Raw genomic sequence first — 16,956 nt, forward strand, 5'->3', positions numbered from 1 at the left:
CTCATAGCCTGAGCTCCACCCAGTTCTCCTTTTTGCCCTTGAGGATCCTCACCAGCCCCTTCCTCTCGAGGCGCCTGAACATCCTCCACGCGGTGGTCTTGGGCAGGCCGATGGCCTCGCGAACTTCCGCCTGGCTGGCCCTTCCGCCCCTGTCGAAGATGTAGAGCAACGCGCGCCTTTCCTCCTCGTTGAGGTCGAGGTTCTCGAGTTTGGCCTCGAACTCCTCCCTGCTCGGCATCGGCTTCCCTTCCACCTTCCGTCTCCGGAGCAGGTAGCCGCCCCCGACCGCACCGAGAACCGCCAGAGCTGTTAGGATCACCGGATACGTCAGGGGATACGTTGAATTCCCGGTTTCACCCGCACTTTCGGAGTCCCTGCCGTTGAGCGTGTACGAGATGCTCTGGTTTCCGGGGGGCATGGTTATCGAGTTGCCGGCTATCTCGAGGGGTACGTCACTCAGGTCAACCACTATAGCGTTTTCAGGCAGTACCACCGTGAAGGAATCGCCGGTGGAGACGTTGAGCGTCCACACCATCCCCTCCTTCGACGTCAGGTCGGGGGTGTAGTAGGAGACGTTGACCACCTCGGCGTCCCCTGGGTAGATTAGAAGGCTCCCGTTCCCGAGCTCGAAGTTAACGGGATTGCCGTTCCCGTCCTCAACGATAACGTTCTCGTAGTGTTCGCCGAGGAGGGGGAGCTCGATCTGGGAGGAGTACTCCGAGGGGAGGAGCTCGTATTCAACCTTAACGTAACCGTCATCGTAAACCGTCAGAACGAGGGAGGAGACGGTATAGGGGCTAACCCCGGGCAGGAGAACGAGCGTTATCAGCAGGATGAGTGCGACCTTGACCCTCATTCAAGCATCCCCCCGTAATGAAAAAGGAAAGGGTCAGGAGTGCGCAAGGATGAACTCCTCAACCTGGTGGAGCTCATCCAGCGCTACGGCGAAGTGGGCCCTTGCATCCATCGGTTTCCTCGCCCTGAGGAGGTCGACGCCTATCCTGAGCTCCTGCACGGCCACCCTCAGTCTCATCTCCGCTCCCCTTGTGTCGACGCCCTTCCTCTTAAGCTCGCGAAGGGCCTTCCCGTCCTTCTGAATCCTGGAGTTCATCTCCCCCAGGAAGGCGTGGATATCCTTCAGCTTCTCCTCGAGCTCCCTCTCGCGGCCCTTCCTGAGCACGAACTCGATGGCCCTGTGGAACTCGTCTACCGTCTTTCTGTTCTCCATGATGAGGGTCAGTGCGTCCCTGTACTTACCATCGTCCGCGAGGGCCTTGACCCGGTTGTAAAGCTCTGAGAACGCATCGAGTCTCTCCTGAAGCTCCGTGGTGTTGTAGCCCTTCTCGTTTCCGGCTTCGATGGCCTTCTTGGCTATCTCCATGCCCTTCTCGCCCTTGGTCAGGAAGTCTTTAACGACCTTATCGGCGTTTGCGTAGGCGAGCTCCTCGTGAACCTTCCTCAGCTCTTCATCGAGGAGGGCCCTCTTCTCCCTGGCGGTCTCGTAGTCCGCCTTCGCCTTCTCGTAGTCGCCCGCCTTAAGGTCATCGAGCACAACTTTGTAGGCCTCCATAGTCTCGTTGTAAAGCGCCGTGAGGTTGCTCACGTCTATCCCCTGCCTCTCCGCCATGCTTATCGTTCTCTGAACGAACCGGAAGTACTCGCCGGTGCGTTCGATTTCCATCCTGATGCGTTCCCTCGCGTCCTGGACTTTCTCCCTGGTATCCTTTAGGGCCGAGAGGGCAACCTTATAGTGGTGCATCGCGGTAAGGCTATCGAGTATCGAGTCGTAGTAGCCCCCATCGCTGTACTCCTTCACGGCCTTTTCCTTGTACCCCTCCGCGAGCCTGTAATGGGTCAGTATCGTCGAGTTCTCCGGTAGTTTATCCTCCATGGGCTTTATCCTGTCCTCGGCGAACCTGCTCAGGCGCTGGAGCTTCTCCACGAGGTTCTCGGCTATAACCATCTCTCTGGTGGCGTTGTCAGTTACGCCCGCGTAGGAACCGGTGGTGTTGGCGGTGTTGTTCATTCCGGTGGCCGCCAGCCCCAGCGGTACGAGGCTCCCTACCAGCAGGGCCACCAGGGCCAGTGCAAATGCCTTCATCCTCCCCATTGGCATCACCGATGATGGCTACGCTCCCCCCTTATTTTAGGACTCCGATGAAACGAACGTTCCAGAGCGTTCCATTTTATTTCAAACCTGCTATACGGGCCTTTTTGTAAGCGATAATGGCCATTGCCTCTTTAAAATTTAAAAACTCCGCGGATTGAGGTCGTAGTCATTCGAATTCAACGGTTCAGCTTACCGTCCGCTCCATAGGTCGGATCGGATGAAGCCCTAATAAACCTTACAGCAACATCTTTAACGCGACTATCACGAGGATGATGGCGAAGGCCCTCCGCAGGTGCTCTGGATGAGCCCGATGGACGAGGAGCGCCCCTATCCTTGCACCCACGATGAGGCCGGGGGCGAGGAGGAAGGCGGTGTGGACGTCAAGCTGTCCGAGGCGGTAATGGCCTATCGAGCCCGCCAGCGCCGTGAAGAACAGGGCGAGGCTTGACGTTCCCACCGCGTAGCGCATGGGTATCCCGATGTAGGTGTGGAAGAGTGGAACGTTTAGCACACCACCGCTGATTCCAAGTAGGCCGGAGGTGAGGCCCGCGAGGACACCTACCACTGCAACCCTGAAGGTTTTGGTCTCGCCCACTTCCCCTGATTGGTCTCCTCCCATTCCGTAATCCGTTTTTTCCTTCCCTTTCCACATTTGAAGCGCCAGGTAGAGCAGAAGGAAAGCAAAAATCAGCTTTAGATAAGCCTCTGGAAGCAGAGAAGACATGTAGGCGCCGAGAACCGCGGTGGGGGCGGAAAAAACCTCCTTCACGAGGACGACGCGGTAGAGAACCGCCCCTTTCCTGATGTGGGTTATCCCCGCTGAAAGGGAGCTTAGGACTATACACGCCAAACTCGTCCCGACGGCGACGTGAACCGGGACGCCGAGGAATACCAGCGTCGGAACTATCAGAAAGCCGCCGCCGACGCCGAAGAGGCCGGCGATGACGCCTATGCCGAGGCCGATGACGAAGTCGAGCAGGTAATCCAGCATGGAAACCCTTTTCAGAAGGGCGTTAAAAATCCTGCGGTGATAGGTTGGGGCCGAAAACCCTTAGGTTCTGGCTTCTCGTGGTTTTAACCTTCGCCTTAACCCGGCCCGGGTCGATAGCCTCCACCAACTTCGACGCCCCCTACGACCGGCCCCTGGTAATTGCGTGGCTTGTTACATGGCTAATCTTGCCACCCTGCTGGTGGGACACATAAAAGGGAGAAGAGAGAAGACTAAGGAACCGGAAGGCCGAGGCCCTTCAGAATCATCCTGAGGGCCAGGAGGGCCATGACGACCGCGAAGGCTTTCCTCAGGGATGAGGCTTTCATCCGCTTCGCCATCCCCGCACCGAGCTGGGCGCCGGTGATGAGGCCCGGCACGAGAAGGGCCAGCCACACCGTCTCCACGTTGCCCATCGCATAGTGCTTTAGTGCACCGGCGCTCGCCGTGAAGACTATCGCGAAGCTCGACGTCGCCACGGCGTAGTGTATCGGCAGGCCGAGGTAGGTCAAGAAGGGCACGTTTATTATGCCGCCGCCGACGCCGAGGAGACCGCTGGCTATCCCCGCGAAGAAGCCGCCGACTGGAACGAGGGGGTAGTTAACCCTCATCTCCCCAAGCCTAACCTCGTCGGGCTCGACCGTCTTTTTCCTGTACGTCCTGATGGCCACGGGTATAAGGGCGGCCCCAAAGATGACCTTCAGTTCCCCGGCGCTTATGTAGCCCGTCATCCACGCGCCGATGTAGGCACCGAACACGGCCGTCGAGGCCAGCAGAAGGCCTGCTTTGTAGTGTACCCTGCCCTGCCTCGCGTAGGCTATTGCCGAGCTGAGGGATGTGAAGACCACGGCCGCGCTCGACGTTCCAACTGCATGGTGTATCTCGACGCCGAGGAAGTTCAGCGTTGGAACTATCAGAAAGCCGCCCCCGAGACCGAACAAAGCGGCGAGGATGCCGATGACAACGCCCACCGTGAAGTAGCCGATGTATCCAACGTACCTTAGCACGGGATCACCCTCAAACACCATCCTATTCCAGACCTAAACGGGTTTAGGGAAAAGGAGCACACATCAGAGCATCCTGACCTCCTCAGGCGGGCGCACCTTCACCACCTCGCGGTTCACGAGCGTCTCCGGGATCTCACCGCGGAGGACCACCAGGAGGTTCCTCACGGCCTGGAAGCCCATGTCCTCCATGGCCTCCCTCGAAAGGCCCGCGTGGTGGGGCGTTAGAACCGTCTCCCACTCGTAACTGAACAGCTCATGCTCCTGAACCGGCTCCTTCTCGAAGACGTCCGTCGCGTAACCCTTGAGCTTCCCTTCCTCGATGGCCCTGGTTACGGCTTTCTCGTCGACGAGCGTCCCCCTGCCTATGTTGACGAGGTACTTCCCCTCGAGGAGTTTAAGCCTCTCCCCGTTGATTACGTGGTACGTCTCGGGGGTTGCTGGAAGGGCGAGGATGACGATGTCGCTCTCCCTGAGAACGTCCTCAAGGGGTTTATACACGGCTCCAACTTCCTTCTCGATGTCGGGCTTCCTCGAGCGCGACCAGTAGAGGATCTCCGTGCCCATCGCCTTCATTCTCCTCGCTATGGCCTTCCCGATGGCGCCCATGCCGAGGATGCCGACCTTCTTGCCGTAGACCGTTTCGATTTCCTTGAATCCGCTCCATATCATCGCGTGGCTCTCCCACTTCCCGGAGCGTATCAGCCTGTCCGTGTAGGCTATCTTCCTGAGGAGCGCTATCGTTAGCCCCACGGCGAACTCGGCGACGGCCTCGCTGAGAACCCCCGAGACCTTCGTGACGTATATCCCCTTCTCCGTCGCGGCCTCAACGTCCACGTGGTCGTAGCCAGCCGAATGACAGCTTATGACCCTAAGCCTTTCGGCTCTCTCGATCACCTCGCGCGGGAACCTGTTCAGCGGCGAGATTATGACGCCGTCGAACTCCCCGATTCGCTCCTTGAGCTCGTCAACGCTTGGATAAAGGATGAAATCGACGTCGGCGTACTTCCTGAGCTCCTCAACGGGCTTGCTCTTCATCTTGAACAGAATCGCCACCTTCGGCCTCATGGTATCACCTTAAGATGTTTATCGAAACGACCTAATAAGTTTTTCCTTTGCCCTTCGTCAAAGCTCCGAACCGCCACCGGGAAAACTTAAAAACTTTTCCGGTTTCTCCCGTTAGGTGGTGCAGATGGGTAAAGTTGAGAGGAAGAGGTGGAGCGAGGAGTTCAGCGAGTGGTACAACGAGCTGATCGAGACCGCCGGAATACAGGACAAGCGCTATCCGGTCAAGGGCATGAACATCTGGCTCCCGTACGGCCTTAAAATCATGAGGAACATCGAGGGGTTCATCCACGCGGAGATGGAGAGAACAGGGCACGACGAGGTTCTCTTCCCCGCGCTCATCCCCGAGACCGAGTTCCAGAAGGAGGCCGAGCACATAGCCGGCTTCGAGGGCGAGGTCTTCTGGGTCACCCACGCGGGCCACGAGCCCCTCGACGTCAGGCTCATCATGAGGCCGACGAGCGAGACCGCCATGTACTCGATGTTCTCCCTCTGGATAAGGTCCCACGCCGACCTTCCCTTCAAGATATACCAGATAGTCAACGTCTACCGCTACGAGACCAAGCACACGAGGCCCCTCATCAGGGTCAGGGAGATAAGCCGCTTTTTCGAGGCCCACACGGCCCACGACAGCTTTGAGGACGCCGAGAGGCAGATAAAGGAGGACCTCGAGATATTCGACAGACTCGCGAATCTCCTGGCCCTGCCGTACATAATCTCGAGGAGGCCCGAGTGGGACAAGTTCCCCGGTGCTTACTACTCCCTCGGGGCGGAGGTAATGATGCCCGACGGCAGGACGCTTCAGATAGGCACGATGCACAATTATAAGCAGAACTTCGCAAGGGCCTACAACATCCAGTACGAGACGGAGAACGGGGAGCACGAGTTCGTGCACCAGACGACCTTCGGGATGAGCGAGCGCCTCCTCGCGGCGGTCATAGCGATACACGGCGACGACAGGGGAATGGTCCTGCCGCCCACGATAGCCCCGATACAGGTCGTCATCGTTCCGATACCCAAGAAGAACGCCGAGGCGGACGTCTTCGCCTACGCCCGCGAGCTCGCTGAAGAACTCAGGACCGCTGGGCTCAGGGTTCACGTGGACGAGCGCGACATAAGGCCCGGAAGGAAGTACTACGACTGGGAGCTCAAGGGCGTCCCGCTCCGCATCGAGGTAGGTCCGAGGGACGTTGAGGGGAAGAATGCGGTCCTCGCGAGGCGCGACACCCTCGAGAAGGTCACGGTTGAGCGCGATAAACTGGTTGATGAGGTCAGGACGACCCTGGATAAAATCCACGAGAACCTCTACGACCGTGCAAGGGAGTTCCTCGAGGGGCACATCAAGCGCGTTGAGACGATAGAGGAGGCGAAGGAGGTCTTCGAGGACAGGCGGGGAATAGTTGAGATACCCTGGTGCGGCGAGGAGAAGTGCGGTCTCGAGATGGAGGAGATCCTCGACGCCAAGATGCTCGGGACACCTTACCCGGAGGGGAAGGCTAAGGCCCCCGTGGGCAAAAAGTGCCCGGTCTGCGGCAGGGAAGCTAAGTTCATAGCGAGGTTCGCGAGGACGTACTGACCTTTATCCTTTCTCGGCTTTCTTTTGATGTTAATGCCGTTGGATTTGCCGTTCCTTCTCAACATTTAAAAATGGAAGGTGGAACCCACCACCATGATTCTGGGGATCCACGACGGTCACGACGCCGGTGCGGTGCTAATCGATGACGATAGGGTATTCGCGGTGAACGAGGAGAGGCTCAACCGCGTCAAGAAGTACCGGGGTTTTCCGGAGCTGAGCGTCAGGAAGGTCATGGAGATGGCCGGCGCCTCCCCCGAGGATATAGAGGTCATAGCGGTCGCGGGGGTGTTCCGGAAGCGAAAAAGACTGCTCGAGCTGGAGGGGAACCTCAGGAGGACCTTCGGACCGGATTTCAAGGGGAAGGTTCTCTTCGTCGAGCACCACCTCGCCCACTCGGCCTCTGCCTACTACACCTCCGGCTGGCGCGATGCCCTCGCGGTGAGCATAGACGCCGCCGGCGACGGCCTGAGCTCCTCGATTTACGTCGGAAGGGACGGCGAACTGGTGAGGATAGCCCAGAGCACCTACCTCGACTCCCTCGGGGACTTCTACGCCTCCGTTACCGAGCTCTTGGGTTTCAAACCGATGCGCCACGAGGGCAAGGTGATGAGCCTGGCCGCCTACGGGAGGCCGGCCTACGACCTGAGCTCGATAATCGGGCTTAACGGCCTGAGCTTCGACAACCACCTCGGCCTCATCGGGGTCGAGGCAACGAGAAGGCTGGCGGAGCTCTTCAACTACCCGCTCAGCCGCGCCAGGGAGACAGCCCTCCGGATGAAGCGGGGGGACCTCGGGGGGGAGCTCCAGAAGAGGGCGATTGAGATAGCGGCGAGCGCCCAGGCGCATCTGGAGAAGCTCGTCGGAGAGCTCGGGCTCAGGCTGAGGGATAGGGGACTTCCGGTCGCCTACGCCGGTGGGGTCGCCCAGAACGTCAAGGCCAACGCCGTGCTGAGGCGTATCCTCGGCGACGATAACCTCTGGGTCTTTCCGGCGATGGACGACGGCGGGCTGGCCTTTGGAGCCGCGGTCTTCGTGAAGGCGCAGTTTGAGAGGCTCGACGGAAGGTGGGGACCGTCCAGGCTGAGGCACGTCTACCTCGGGCCGGCCTATGAAAAGGGAGAGGTCGAGGAGTTCCTTAGGAAGGAGGGCGCTGAGTTCGAGGAGGTCGATGACGTCCCGGGTTTCGTCGCCGATGCCCTATCGGAGGGCAGGCTCGTGGGCTTCGTGGCGGGGGGGATGGAGTTCGGACCGAGGGCCCTGGGTAACCGCTCGATCTTGGCGAACCCAATGGAAGAGGGGGTTAAGGAGAGGCTCAACGTCGCCCTCAGGAGGGACGTCTTCCAGCCCTTCGCGCCTTCCCTGCTCTGGGAAAAAGCTCGTGAGTACCTTGAGGACCTGAACGGATGGCCGAACGAGTTCATGACGATGAGCTACGCGGCGGGCGAGGAGTTCAAAGAGTTAGCACCTGCGGTCGTCCACGTGGACGGCACGACGAGGCCGCAGGCGGTGCGGAGGGAGGTCAACCCGGTTTACTACGATTTAATCAAAGCCTTCGAGCGGAGGACGGGACTGGGGGCGGTTCTCAACACGAGCTTCAACATGCACGGAGAACCCATAGTCTGCTCCCCGGCCGATGCCCTCAGGACTTTCAGGAACGCGGGGCTTGACCTGCTGGTCGTCGAGGGGTTCGCGGTTTGGAATTGAGCTCATTGAGGTACTTTTCAGCGCATTGAAGTACATCTTTTTCTCGAGGTAAAGTTATAAACATCGCCCCGAAGGAGGAGCGGGTGATGCTCATGGCGCTGAGCGACAGGCTCGAACTCGTCAACCCTTCTGAGATTAGGAAGCTCTTTGACCTGGCCCAGGGGATCGAAGGATTAATCTCCCTCGGGATAGGTGAACCCGACTTCGACACCCCGGAGCATATCAGGGAGTACGCTAAGGAGGCCCTCGATAGGGGGATGACCCATTACGGCCCGAACGCGGGACTGCCGATGCTGAGGGAGGCGGTGGCGTGGAAATTGAAGGAGCAGAACGGCATCGAGGTTGACCCCAAAACGCAGGTCATGGTGACCGTCGGTGCCAACCAGGCTTTTCTGATGGGGCTCGCGGCCTTTCTCAGGGACGGTGAGGAGGTCCTCATACCCAGCCCGATGTTCGTCAGCTACGCCCCCGCCGTTCTCCTCGCCGGTGGAAAGCCCGTCGAGGTCCCCACCTACGAGGAGAACGACTTCAGGCTCTCCGTTGAGGACCTCGAGAGACACGTGACGGAGAAGACGAGGGCGCTCATAATAAACACCCCGAACAACCCGACGGGCGCTGTTCTCAAGAGGAAGGACCTCGAGGAGATAGCGGACTTCGCGGTGGAGCATGACCTCATGATCCTCAGCGACGAGGTCTACGAGCACTTCGTCTACGACGGCGTGAGGAACCACAGCATAGCCTCCCTCGACGGAACCTTCGAGAGGACGATAACCATCAACGGCTTCTCCAAGACCTTCGCCATGACCGGCTGGAGGCTCGGCTTCGTCGCGGCCCCAGAGTGGGTTATCGAGAGGATGACCCGCTTCCAGATGTACAACGCGACCTGTCCTGTCACGTTCGCCCAGTACGCCGCCGCCAGGGCCCTGAAAGACGAACGCAGCTGGAGGGCCGTCGAGGAGATGCGGAAGGAGTACGACCGGAGGAGGAACCTCGTCTGGAAGCGCCTGAACGAGATGGGCCTTCCAACGGTCAAGCCGAAGGGAGCCTTCTACATCTTCCCGCGCGTGAAGGAGACTGGCCTAACCGACAGGGAGTTCAGCGAACTGATGCTGCGCGAGGCGAGGGTCGCCGTCGTTCCGGGTTCGGCCTTCGGAAAGGCCGGGGAGGGCTACATCAGGATAAGCTACGCCACGGCCTACGAGAAGCTTGAGGAGGCCATGGACAGGATGGAGAAAGTTTTGAGGGAGAAGAAGCTCGTCTAAAGCCTTTTTAACTCCACCTTTACTTCCTTTCCCCTTTCGAGCTCCACAACGGCGTAGTAGCCCCTGAAGAGCGGGCCCGGGTTCACAACGGTTGTTCCTCCGACCCTGTCGATTCCCCGCCCCTCGTGTATGTGGCCGCAGACGACCAGAGGGGGGCCTTCCCTCTCGATGAACTCCCTTAACGCCCTGCTACCGACGTGATGGCCGGAGTGAACCCTATCGGCCACGGTTCCGTGGGGAGGGACGTGGGAGAGGATGATGTCCCCTCTGCGGTAGTTCCGTTCGAGTATCCCCTGAATCTCGTCCTCGGTGAGCTCCCAGAGGGTATGGAACGGCGTAACGTTCGAGCCTCCGACTCCGATGATTCCAATTCCCCCGAGTTCAACCCGATTATCGTGGACGTTTACCCCGAGCTCGCTCAAAAGCTCCGGAACGTCCCGCCCATCGCAGTTCCCGTGGACGGCGAAGAGCGGTTTGCCGAGCTCAAGGAGTGGCTTGAGGACTTTTCTCGCCTCCCCAGAACCGCTGAAGTGCGTTAAATCTCCCGCCACAAGCAGGGCATCGAATTCTTCTTCCCGTAGAACCTCGGCGAGTTTTCTTGACTTCCTGTGATCACCGTGGATGTCGGTCACCGCGATTAACCTCATGGAACCACCCCCCTAATCGTTGCCAAGCATCAGGTAGGGCAGGATATCGTCGTAAGCGTTGCTCCAGTCCACTACCCCGACCCTCCTCTTCACACCCCCATCGATGAGCGCTAAAATCTCCTCGACGACCTCTTCAGGCGTTTTGCCGGTGGTGTCGACCTCCAGAACGTTCCCGTTCCTTTCAAGGGCCTCGACGAGGATCACATCTATCAGCTCGGCCTCAACGTTCTCGGCCAGCTTTTTACGGGGGTATCCGCGGGCTTTGAGTCTCTCGGCCACATCCTTTGGATGGAGACGGAGAACCACGACGAGGTCGGCCGGGACGTGGTGGCTGAGGTGGCCGTCGATTACGACATCCTCATCCTGGAACGCGGCCCCGGCTTCCTTAGCTAAGGCATCGACGTCTATCTCCACCTCGTCCCCTGCCGGCTCCCCCAGTCCCCTCTCGAGGGCGAAATCCTTCACGCTCACGTAATCGTAACCGAGCCTCTCGCTCAAGAGCTTTGAGACGGTGGTCTTGCCGACCCCGGGGGTACCGGTCACGGCTATTATCATCGCTTTGACCTCCGAGCTATCCTTCTTTCGTCCCGGGGTTTATATGCGTGATTATCGTTAATCGCCGAAGTTAGGCATGGCATTCAGCGAAAACCTTTTAAGGACTACAGTTTCTATATAGGCCCGGTGACGCGGAATGGAGAGGCTAAAATTACTCCAGAAAAAACTGCACGTTGTGAAGGAGCAGAGGGAGCTCCTCATGCTGGAGGAGGCCCGGCTTATCAGGGCCGCCCGCCAGAGAAAGGACGCCGCCAGGAAGCTCGCCAAGATAAAGAAGGAGAAGGTCGCCCTCGCCCTTGAGGAGGCGAGGCTCCTCAGGGTCCTCAAGCAGAACGGCCGCCCTGCCATCTGAGCTTTTCAAAACTTTTAAGGATTCAAACGGAGAAAAATAAGAGCGATGGAGAAGCTCAGAAGACGCTGAGCTTGTCCTCCAGTATCATCTTCTGTATCTTCGTGATGTCGGCGAGCCACGCGTCCGCTATCTCGTAGGCCGGCTTCTGTATGGCCTCGATGCTGTAGCCCTTCTTGGGGATGACCTGGACGCTGGCGACGAGGGGCTCGTCTATCGGCCTGCCTATCTGGCTGAGTATCCTGACGTAGACCTCCTCGACGCCCTCGACCTGCTCCGCGATGTCGCTGGCTATGAGCATCGAGAGGAGGTTGTATATCTTCCCGACGTGGCTGACGGGGTTCTTTCCGGCGGCGGCCTCCATGCTCATGTGTCTGTTCGGGGTAATGAGCCCGTTGACGCGGTTGCCCCTGCCGACGCTGCCGTCGTCCCCCGCCTCGGCGCTGGTTCCGGTGACGGTTATGTAGTAGATGTCCTTCTTCGGGTCGTCGGCGGTGTTGACGTAGACGTTGACCTTCCTCTCGGTGTGTTCCTCGACCACTCCCCGGGCGGCCTCGTAGATGGCCTCCTTGACGGCCATGTAGTCGTCCGGGTTGTCGACCTCGCTGTCCACAATGGCCGCGGCGATGGTGAGGTCTATCTCCTCGCCCCTCCTGAGGCCCATGACCTTGATGTCCTCTCCAACGGCCGGGTGCTTCCTCTTGAAGTCGTCGCCGTTGAGGAGCTTCTCCGTTTCAAGAACTATCTTCTCCGTCTCGCTGAGCGGGGCGTAGCCGACGCCGAAGCTCGTGTCGTTGGCGAGCGGAATCGGGTTCTCCTTGGCCTTGTTGAAGACGCCGACGAGGTCCACGCTCCCCTGGCCGATGCGGGAGTCGATGACGACGTGGTTCTCAAGGTCGAGGTGCCTGACGGCCTTCTTGAGGTACTCGCGGGCGGCCTTTATAGCCACCTCGTGAACCGGGAAGAGCTCGCGGTCGACCATCTCAACGGCCCTTCCGGAGAGGAGTATGTAGATCGGCTTGATGACCTCGCCGCCGCCGAAGCGTGGGTAGGCCCTGCCCCCCACAACCTCCACCTGGTCGGTGTTGTGGTGGAGGATTATGCCGTATCTCTTTATGTACTCCCTGCTGAGGGCCCTGCTGACGGCCTCGGCTATCCCGTCGGCTATGCTGTCAGGGTGGCCTATACCCTTCCTCTCCACGAGCTCGACCTGCTGCATCTCCACCGGAGTCCTCATGAGCTCCTCAACCACTATGTTCCTAACCTTCTCCACCATGAGCGTCACCCCTTAAGGTCTGTATGGGCACCTCTGTTCATCCGCTTATATACTTTTCGGCATGAATTTGAGTTACTGATATTCCCACCAGTTATTAAATCGGAAAATCCCGGGGTTCTTCCCGAAGATGTTTCACAACGAACGTGTTCAAGGACGTTCCCCGGGCTATCGAAGGACACGGGGAACCCACACTTTTTAAGGTCCCAACGTAGGTAGTACGGGTGGGAACATGGAACTGAGGGAAATCATCCGTGAGATACGCGAGGTTCTCGACGAGAAGGACGGGATCAGGGAGGAGGCGCTGAAACTCACGCGTGAGATCGTGCGGCTCAGCGGGGACACCATAAAGGCCCTCCACAGGGGTGAGGTTGAGAAGGCGGGGGAGAGACTGAAGGCCGTCAGGGGAAAGGTCGATGAGCTGAGGGGGAAGCTCGAAAACCACCCCGATATTTACTTCACCGGCTACGTCCAGAGCGCCCATCAGGAGTTCGTGGAGGCGAGCCTGTTCTTCGCCTACATGAGCGGGGGAGAGTTCCCGTCACCCTCCGAGCTTGGGGTTCCGCACGCGGACTACGCGCTCGGAATCGGTGACTTCATAGGGGAGCTGAGGAGGCGCTTTCTACTGCTCCTCCTCGATGGGGACGTGGCCGGGGCGGAGAACGTTTACCGGTTCATGGAGGATGTATACGAGGAGCTCATGACCCTCGAGTACCCCAAGGGCCTCGTGAACGTCCGCCAGAAGCAGGATCAGGCGAGGCACATCCTCGAGAGGACGCTTGAAGACCTGACGAGGGCAAAGCTGAACAGGAAACTCGAGGAGAGGCTTGAGGCGGTGATGAGGGATAATGCAATTACATAATTAGGTGATTGTGTGATTAGTGAATTAAATGAAAAGCTCGGGAGGATAGCGGAGGTTCAGGCCAAACTCGCCAGGAGGATAGTTGAGAGGCCTATACCGATAGGGGAGATCCAGACCGTGGGGGCGGTCGACGTTTCTTACGGCGACACGGCCAGGGCGGCCTTCGTCCTCTGCTCGTATCCGGACTGCGAGGTGTTAAAGGCCAGGGTAATCGAAACGGAGGTTCCCTTCCCTTACGTATCCACCTTCTTTTTCCTCAGGGAGACGCGGCCCATCCTCCTGGCGGCTAAGGGGGAGGGGTTCGACGTCCTCCTCGTGGAGGGGCACGGGAAGGCCCATCCCAGGGGCTACGGTCTGGCGTCCCACATCGGGCTGCTGCTTGGAAAATCGACGATCGGTGTCGCCAAAAAGAGCCTGAAAGGGGTCGCGGGGGATAAGTTCAGGAGGGTGGGAAAAGCTTATGTAAGCGTCGGGCACTTAATCGACTTGGAGTCTGCGGTGAGGATAGTTGAGCCTCTGCTCGAGAACGGGTATCCAGCTCCGCTGAGGCTCGCGGACAGGTTGTCGAAGAGGGGAAGTCTATGAAGAGGGTTCAGCTGCTCATACTGCTCGTTCGGAAGGGTGCGATTGGCAGGAAGATAAAGATAACCCTGAGGGAGCTCGCCGGGGAACTCGGAACCTCCCCGCAGTCGGTTCTTAGACTCATTGAGGAGATGGAAGAGGAGGGGCTGGTGGAGAGGGAGGTGGTGGGCAGAAAGACGTGCGTTGAGGTGAGCCCCGAGGGGCTGGCCTTCCTGGAGAACCTCTGCGATGCCATCTCGGAGGCACTCTACAACGGCGTGATCCTCGGGGAGGTAATATCGGGAATAGGGGAGGGGGCGTACTACGTTAAGCAGTACTCCCACCTGATAAAGGAGTACCTCGGCTTCGACCCTTACCCGGGCACCCTGAACGTCCGCGTGCTGTTTCCGAAGACGGTTTTCGATGCGTTATGCGGCGTTAGACCGGTGATTCTACCCGGTTTCACGAAAGAGGGAAGGACCTTCGGGGACGTTAAAGCCTACAGGGTCAGAATAGATGGGATGGAGGGGGCCATAGTCATACCCTCAAGGACGGTCCATCCGCCAAAGATAGCCGAGATAGTTGCCCCCGTGTACCTCCGGAAGGAGCTGGGGCTGAAGGACGGTAGCAGGGTCAGGGTGGAGGTTGTGAGAGAATGAACCCGCGTTCGGTACTCACCTGGGCGGGTGTTGGCGCTTTCGTGGGGTTCGTCGTGGCCGTCGGGATGTACTCACCGACGAATAACGAGAACTTTGCGTACCTGATATACGTGGGAATGATCGTGGGGGCGCTTTTGGGAGTTAGGTATCCGGTGAACACCCGCGCTTCCGCCTACGCTTTCCCCCTGGGGTTTGCGGCAACGACATCTCTTGCCGGCCTCTGGATGGTGGGGGACCTCAGTTCCAGTGAGGTCTACGCGTTCCTTGCCGTCGTCGTGGCGATGATGATGCTCGTGGGGACCAGCGGTTTTCTCGACATGTTCCTGGTACCTTTAACGTACTTTGGTGGTTTCACCGTCGCAATGCTAACGTTCAGGGGCTACCCGCCCCTGCAGGCCTCGGAGGGGGCGGTTGTTAGTCTCTTTACCATCGGAGTCATGGGGGCAATACTGACCTTTTTTGCCGTCTTTGGCAGATGGGCGTTCACGGTGGCAAGAAACATCCCAAGGAGGTAACGTTTAAATACGTTCACCGACAACCCCATGCGGTGATTAAAATGGTGATGCGTCTCTCGAGGCTCTACGGGAAGCAGATATACAACACCAGGGGTTATTACGTTGGTTACGTCGATGAGATCCTGATCGAGATAGAGCGGGGCAAGGCAAGGGTGCTCGCCCTGGGCCTCCCAGGGGAGAAGGTCGGCGTTCCCTACGATAGGGTCACCGCAATAGGCGATATAATCCTTGTAAAAGCGAAAGAGGAGTGATCATCCCTCTTTAACTTTTAACGCCTCGAGGAACTTTTCGGTTATCGCCTCCTCGGCGAGCTTCAGAAGTGAGTTCTTATCCTTTGCGAGCTTGAAGATTCCGAGGGGAATCCTGGCGCCGCCCGATTGAGAGTGACCGCCACCGCTGCCGATGTCCCCAAAGGCCTCCTTCATCACCTTCCCTATGTTTACCCTGACGTCACGGGTCCTTGCCGACATCTCTATCCTGTCGTCAACTATGCCGAAGACGAGGACGGTGGTTATCCCCTCCAGGTGGAGGAGAAAATCGGCTGATTCGGCTATGGCATCGCGGTTGGTTATGAACCCAACGTTGCTGACGATGACGTTCTTGTAGATGCGCCGGTTCATTATGGCCCTGGCGAGTATTTCAGCCGTTTCGGTGCTTATGTCCGGGTGCTCTATCTTGTCGAGTAGCTCGTAGTCAACTTTTCCGGCGAGGAACTCTATCGCCTTCAGGTCAACGTGGCTTAGCTTGGAGAACTTTTTGGTATCGATGTAGATACCGTAGAAGAGCGCCGTCGCGAGGGCGGGTGAAAGCGGAATCTCGAGGGTGCGGAGGTATTCAACCAGTATCGATGAGGAGGAGTTGACCTCTGGCCTTATGTCGAGGAAAGCATCGGCCGGGAGAAGCTCCTGAAGGTGCTGGAGTATCTGGTGGTGGTCTATAACTATCCTTATCCTCTTGTAGTCCTCCCGCTCGAGTACAGTCAGGTTCCCGTTGGGCTGGCAGTCCACGAGGGCCATGAAGGGATAGCGCTTGAGCTCGTAGGAGCCGCGGGAGACCCTCTTCAGGTCGATCCCGAGAAGGTTGACGAACGCCCTGTTCTCGTGGTGGGTTATCTCGCCCCCGTACACTATCTGGGTTTTGAAACCGAGCGTCTGGGCTATGACGCTGAGCGCCGTTGCTCCGGCTATGGAATCGGGATCGGGGTTATCGTGCATGACTATCAGGAGGGAATCTCCCTCCTCCTTTAACTCGGTGAGCTTTTTAACGAGCAGGTTGGCGTTCTTCCTCTCGCCGAGCATCTCCACCGTCCTCACCACGGCGTCCCTGATGGCACTCCGGGGCGAGACAGCGTACTCGACCCTGATCCCAGCCTCGAACTCCTCGTTGATTTGGGAGACGAGTTCGTCGAGGGTTACCTCGTCGGGGATGAGGGTGAGGATCGGCACGTCTTTGTTGTTGGTCCTTATCACGTAGATGGTTTTCTTTATCGTGTCGATGTCCATTACGGTGATTATAACGAGCTCGGCCTTATCTACACCCGCCTTCAGCAACGTCGCCGTGTACGAAAAATCACCCTGAACGACCTGGAACCCACTCTCCTCGAGGGCCCTCGCTCGAAGCTCGTCCTTCTCAACGATCACGACCTCGAACTCCCCCCTCAGGGAGTCCGCTATTGAGCGACCTATCGCTCCGCCCCCAAGTACCAGCACCCGCATGTTTCTCACCTTTTTGCACGATAATGTTTAAATACAAGCGCCGATATACTAAGACGGTGAACTCCTTACGGGATTTCTTCGACCGAGGGATATATATAGCTAATGGTGATG

18 protein-coding genes are annotated in these 16,956 nt (G+C 58.5%); 9 read left to right on the forward strand and 9 right to left on the reverse strand.

From position 1 onward, the window contains the following. Window position 1: 1 nt before the first annotated feature. The 5 genes from A3L02_RS02200 to A3L02_RS02220 all read right to left on the reverse strand — a co-directional run bounded on the left by A3L02_RS02200 (window position 2) and on the right by A3L02_RS02220 (window position 5,170). Window positions 2–856, reverse strand: a complete 855-nt coding sequence (locus A3L02_RS02200) for a helix-turn-helix transcriptional regulator (RefSeq protein WP_088862415.1) — start codon at window positions 854–856, stop codon at window positions 2–4. A 33-nt stretch (window positions 857–889) separates the two neighbouring features. Continuing rightward, a complete protein-coding gene (locus A3L02_RS02205; protein ID WP_088862416.1) occupies window positions 890–2,110 on the reverse strand; it encodes a hypothetical protein in 1,221 nt (406 codons plus the stop codon). A 235-nt stretch (window positions 2,111–2,345) separates the two neighbouring features. Continuing rightward, a complete protein-coding gene (locus A3L02_RS02210; RefSeq protein WP_088862417.1) occupies window positions 2,346–3,101 on the reverse strand; it encodes a sulfite exporter TauE/SafE family protein in 756 nt (251 codons plus the stop codon). Between the two features lie 230 nt (window positions 3,102–3,331). Beyond that, complete coding sequence (locus A3L02_RS02215; protein ID WP_237268623.1) at window positions 3,332–4,105, reverse strand: sulfite exporter TauE/SafE family protein; 774 nt, start codon at window positions 4,103–4,105, stop codon at window positions 3,332–3,334. A gap of 63 nt (window positions 4,106–4,168) precedes the next feature. Further along, the gene (locus A3L02_RS02220) at window positions 4,169–5,170 is read right to left on the reverse strand and encodes a 2-hydroxyacid dehydrogenase (RefSeq protein WP_088862419.1); all 1,002 of its coding nucleotides are present in this window, start codon (window positions 5,168–5,170) and stop codon (window positions 4,169–4,171) included. 124 nt (window positions 5,171–5,294) lie between these two features. Here A3L02_RS02220 and proS point away from each other — a divergent pair, with 124 nt between their 5' ends. From proS to A3L02_RS02235, 3 genes are all read left to right on the forward strand, one after another. Then, window positions 5,295–6,743, forward strand: coding sequence for a proline--tRNA ligase (gene proS, locus A3L02_RS02225; protein WP_088862420.1), 1,449 nt, complete (start codon window positions 5,295–5,297; stop codon window positions 6,741–6,743). A 93-nt stretch (window positions 6,744–6,836) separates the two neighbouring features. Beyond that, complete coding sequence (locus A3L02_RS02230; protein ID WP_088862421.1) at window positions 6,837–8,447, forward strand: carbamoyltransferase family protein; 1,611 nt, start codon at window positions 6,837–6,839, stop codon at window positions 8,445–8,447. A gap of 92 nt (window positions 8,448–8,539) precedes the next feature. After that, complete coding sequence (locus A3L02_RS02235) at window positions 8,540–9,709, forward strand: pyridoxal phosphate-dependent aminotransferase (RefSeq protein ID WP_088862422.1); 1,170 nt, start codon at window positions 8,540–8,542, stop codon at window positions 9,707–9,709. Here the strand turns inward: A3L02_RS02235 and A3L02_RS02240 are convergent. Together A3L02_RS02240 and A3L02_RS02245 are read right to left on the reverse strand one after the other, a co-directional pair. Continuing rightward, complete coding sequence (locus tag A3L02_RS02240; protein ID WP_088862423.1) at window positions 9,706–10,356, reverse strand: metallophosphoesterase; 651 nt, start codon at window positions 10,354–10,356, stop codon at window positions 9,706–9,708. The genes A3L02_RS02235 and A3L02_RS02240 overlap by 4 nt on opposite strands. Before the next feature lie 12 nt (window positions 10,357–10,368). Further along, window positions 10,369–10,911, reverse strand: a complete 543-nt coding sequence (locus A3L02_RS02245) for an adenylate kinase family protein (protein WP_088862424.1) — start codon at window positions 10,909–10,911, stop codon at window positions 10,369–10,371. A 136-nt stretch (window positions 10,912–11,047) separates the two neighbouring features. On the opposite strand from A3L02_RS02245, the gene A3L02_RS02250 reads away from it, so the two are divergent. Continuing rightward, on the forward strand, window positions 11,048–11,263 hold the full coding sequence (locus A3L02_RS02250; protein WP_088862425.1) for a hypothetical protein: 216 nt from the start codon (window positions 11,048–11,050) through the stop codon (window positions 11,261–11,263). A gap of 55 nt (window positions 11,264–11,318) precedes the next feature. On the opposite strand, the gene A3L02_RS02255 is transcribed toward A3L02_RS02250, so the two are convergent. After that, window positions 11,319–12,536, reverse strand: coding sequence for a methionine adenosyltransferase (locus A3L02_RS02255; RefSeq protein WP_088862426.1), 1,218 nt, complete (start codon window positions 12,534–12,536; stop codon window positions 11,319–11,321). 229 nt (window positions 12,537–12,765) lie between these two features. Here A3L02_RS02255 and A3L02_RS02260 point away from each other — a divergent pair, with 229 nt between their 5' ends. From A3L02_RS02260 to A3L02_RS02280, 5 genes are read left to right on the forward strand one after another with little or no spacing between them, the layout of a single operon-like run. Continuing rightward, complete coding sequence (locus A3L02_RS02260; protein WP_088862427.1) at window positions 12,766–13,395, forward strand: translin family protein; 630 nt, start codon at window positions 12,766–12,768, stop codon at window positions 13,393–13,395. A 15-nt stretch (window positions 13,396–13,410) separates the two neighbouring features. Continuing rightward, window positions 13,411–13,980: an endonuclease V gene (locus tag A3L02_RS02265; protein WP_088863805.1), complete on the forward strand. Its 570-nt coding sequence runs from the start codon at window positions 13,411–13,413 to the stop codon at window positions 13,978–13,980. Then, complete coding sequence (locus A3L02_RS02270) at window positions 13,977–14,615, forward strand: DUF120 domain-containing protein (protein WP_088862428.1); 639 nt, start codon at window positions 13,977–13,979, stop codon at window positions 14,613–14,615. The genes A3L02_RS02265 and A3L02_RS02270 overlap by 4 nt, the downstream gene beginning before the upstream one ends. Then, a complete protein-coding gene (locus tag A3L02_RS02275; protein WP_088862429.1) occupies window positions 14,612–15,130 on the forward strand; it encodes a hypothetical protein in 519 nt (172 codons plus the stop codon). Before A3L02_RS02270 ends, A3L02_RS02275 begins: the two co-directional genes overlap by 4 nt. A gap of 41 nt (window positions 15,131–15,171) precedes the next feature. After that, entirely contained in the window at window positions 15,172–15,381 is a 210-nt protein-coding gene (locus tag A3L02_RS02280) for a PRC-barrel domain-containing protein (protein ID WP_088862430.1), read from the forward strand. Here A3L02_RS02280 and A3L02_RS02285 read toward each other — a convergent pair whose 3' ends face one another. Then, complete coding sequence (locus A3L02_RS02285) at window positions 15,382–16,845, reverse strand: DHH family phosphoesterase (RefSeq protein ID WP_088862431.1); 1,464 nt, start codon at window positions 16,843–16,845, stop codon at window positions 15,382–15,384. Window positions 16,846–16,956: the final 111 nt, after the last annotated feature.

The sequence above is a fragment of the Thermococcus celer Vu 13 = JCM 8558 genome (assembly GCF_002214365.1).
In the GTDB taxonomy this organism is placed as follows: Archaea; Methanobacteriota_B; Thermococci; order Thermococcales; family Thermococcaceae; genus Thermococcus; species Thermococcus celer.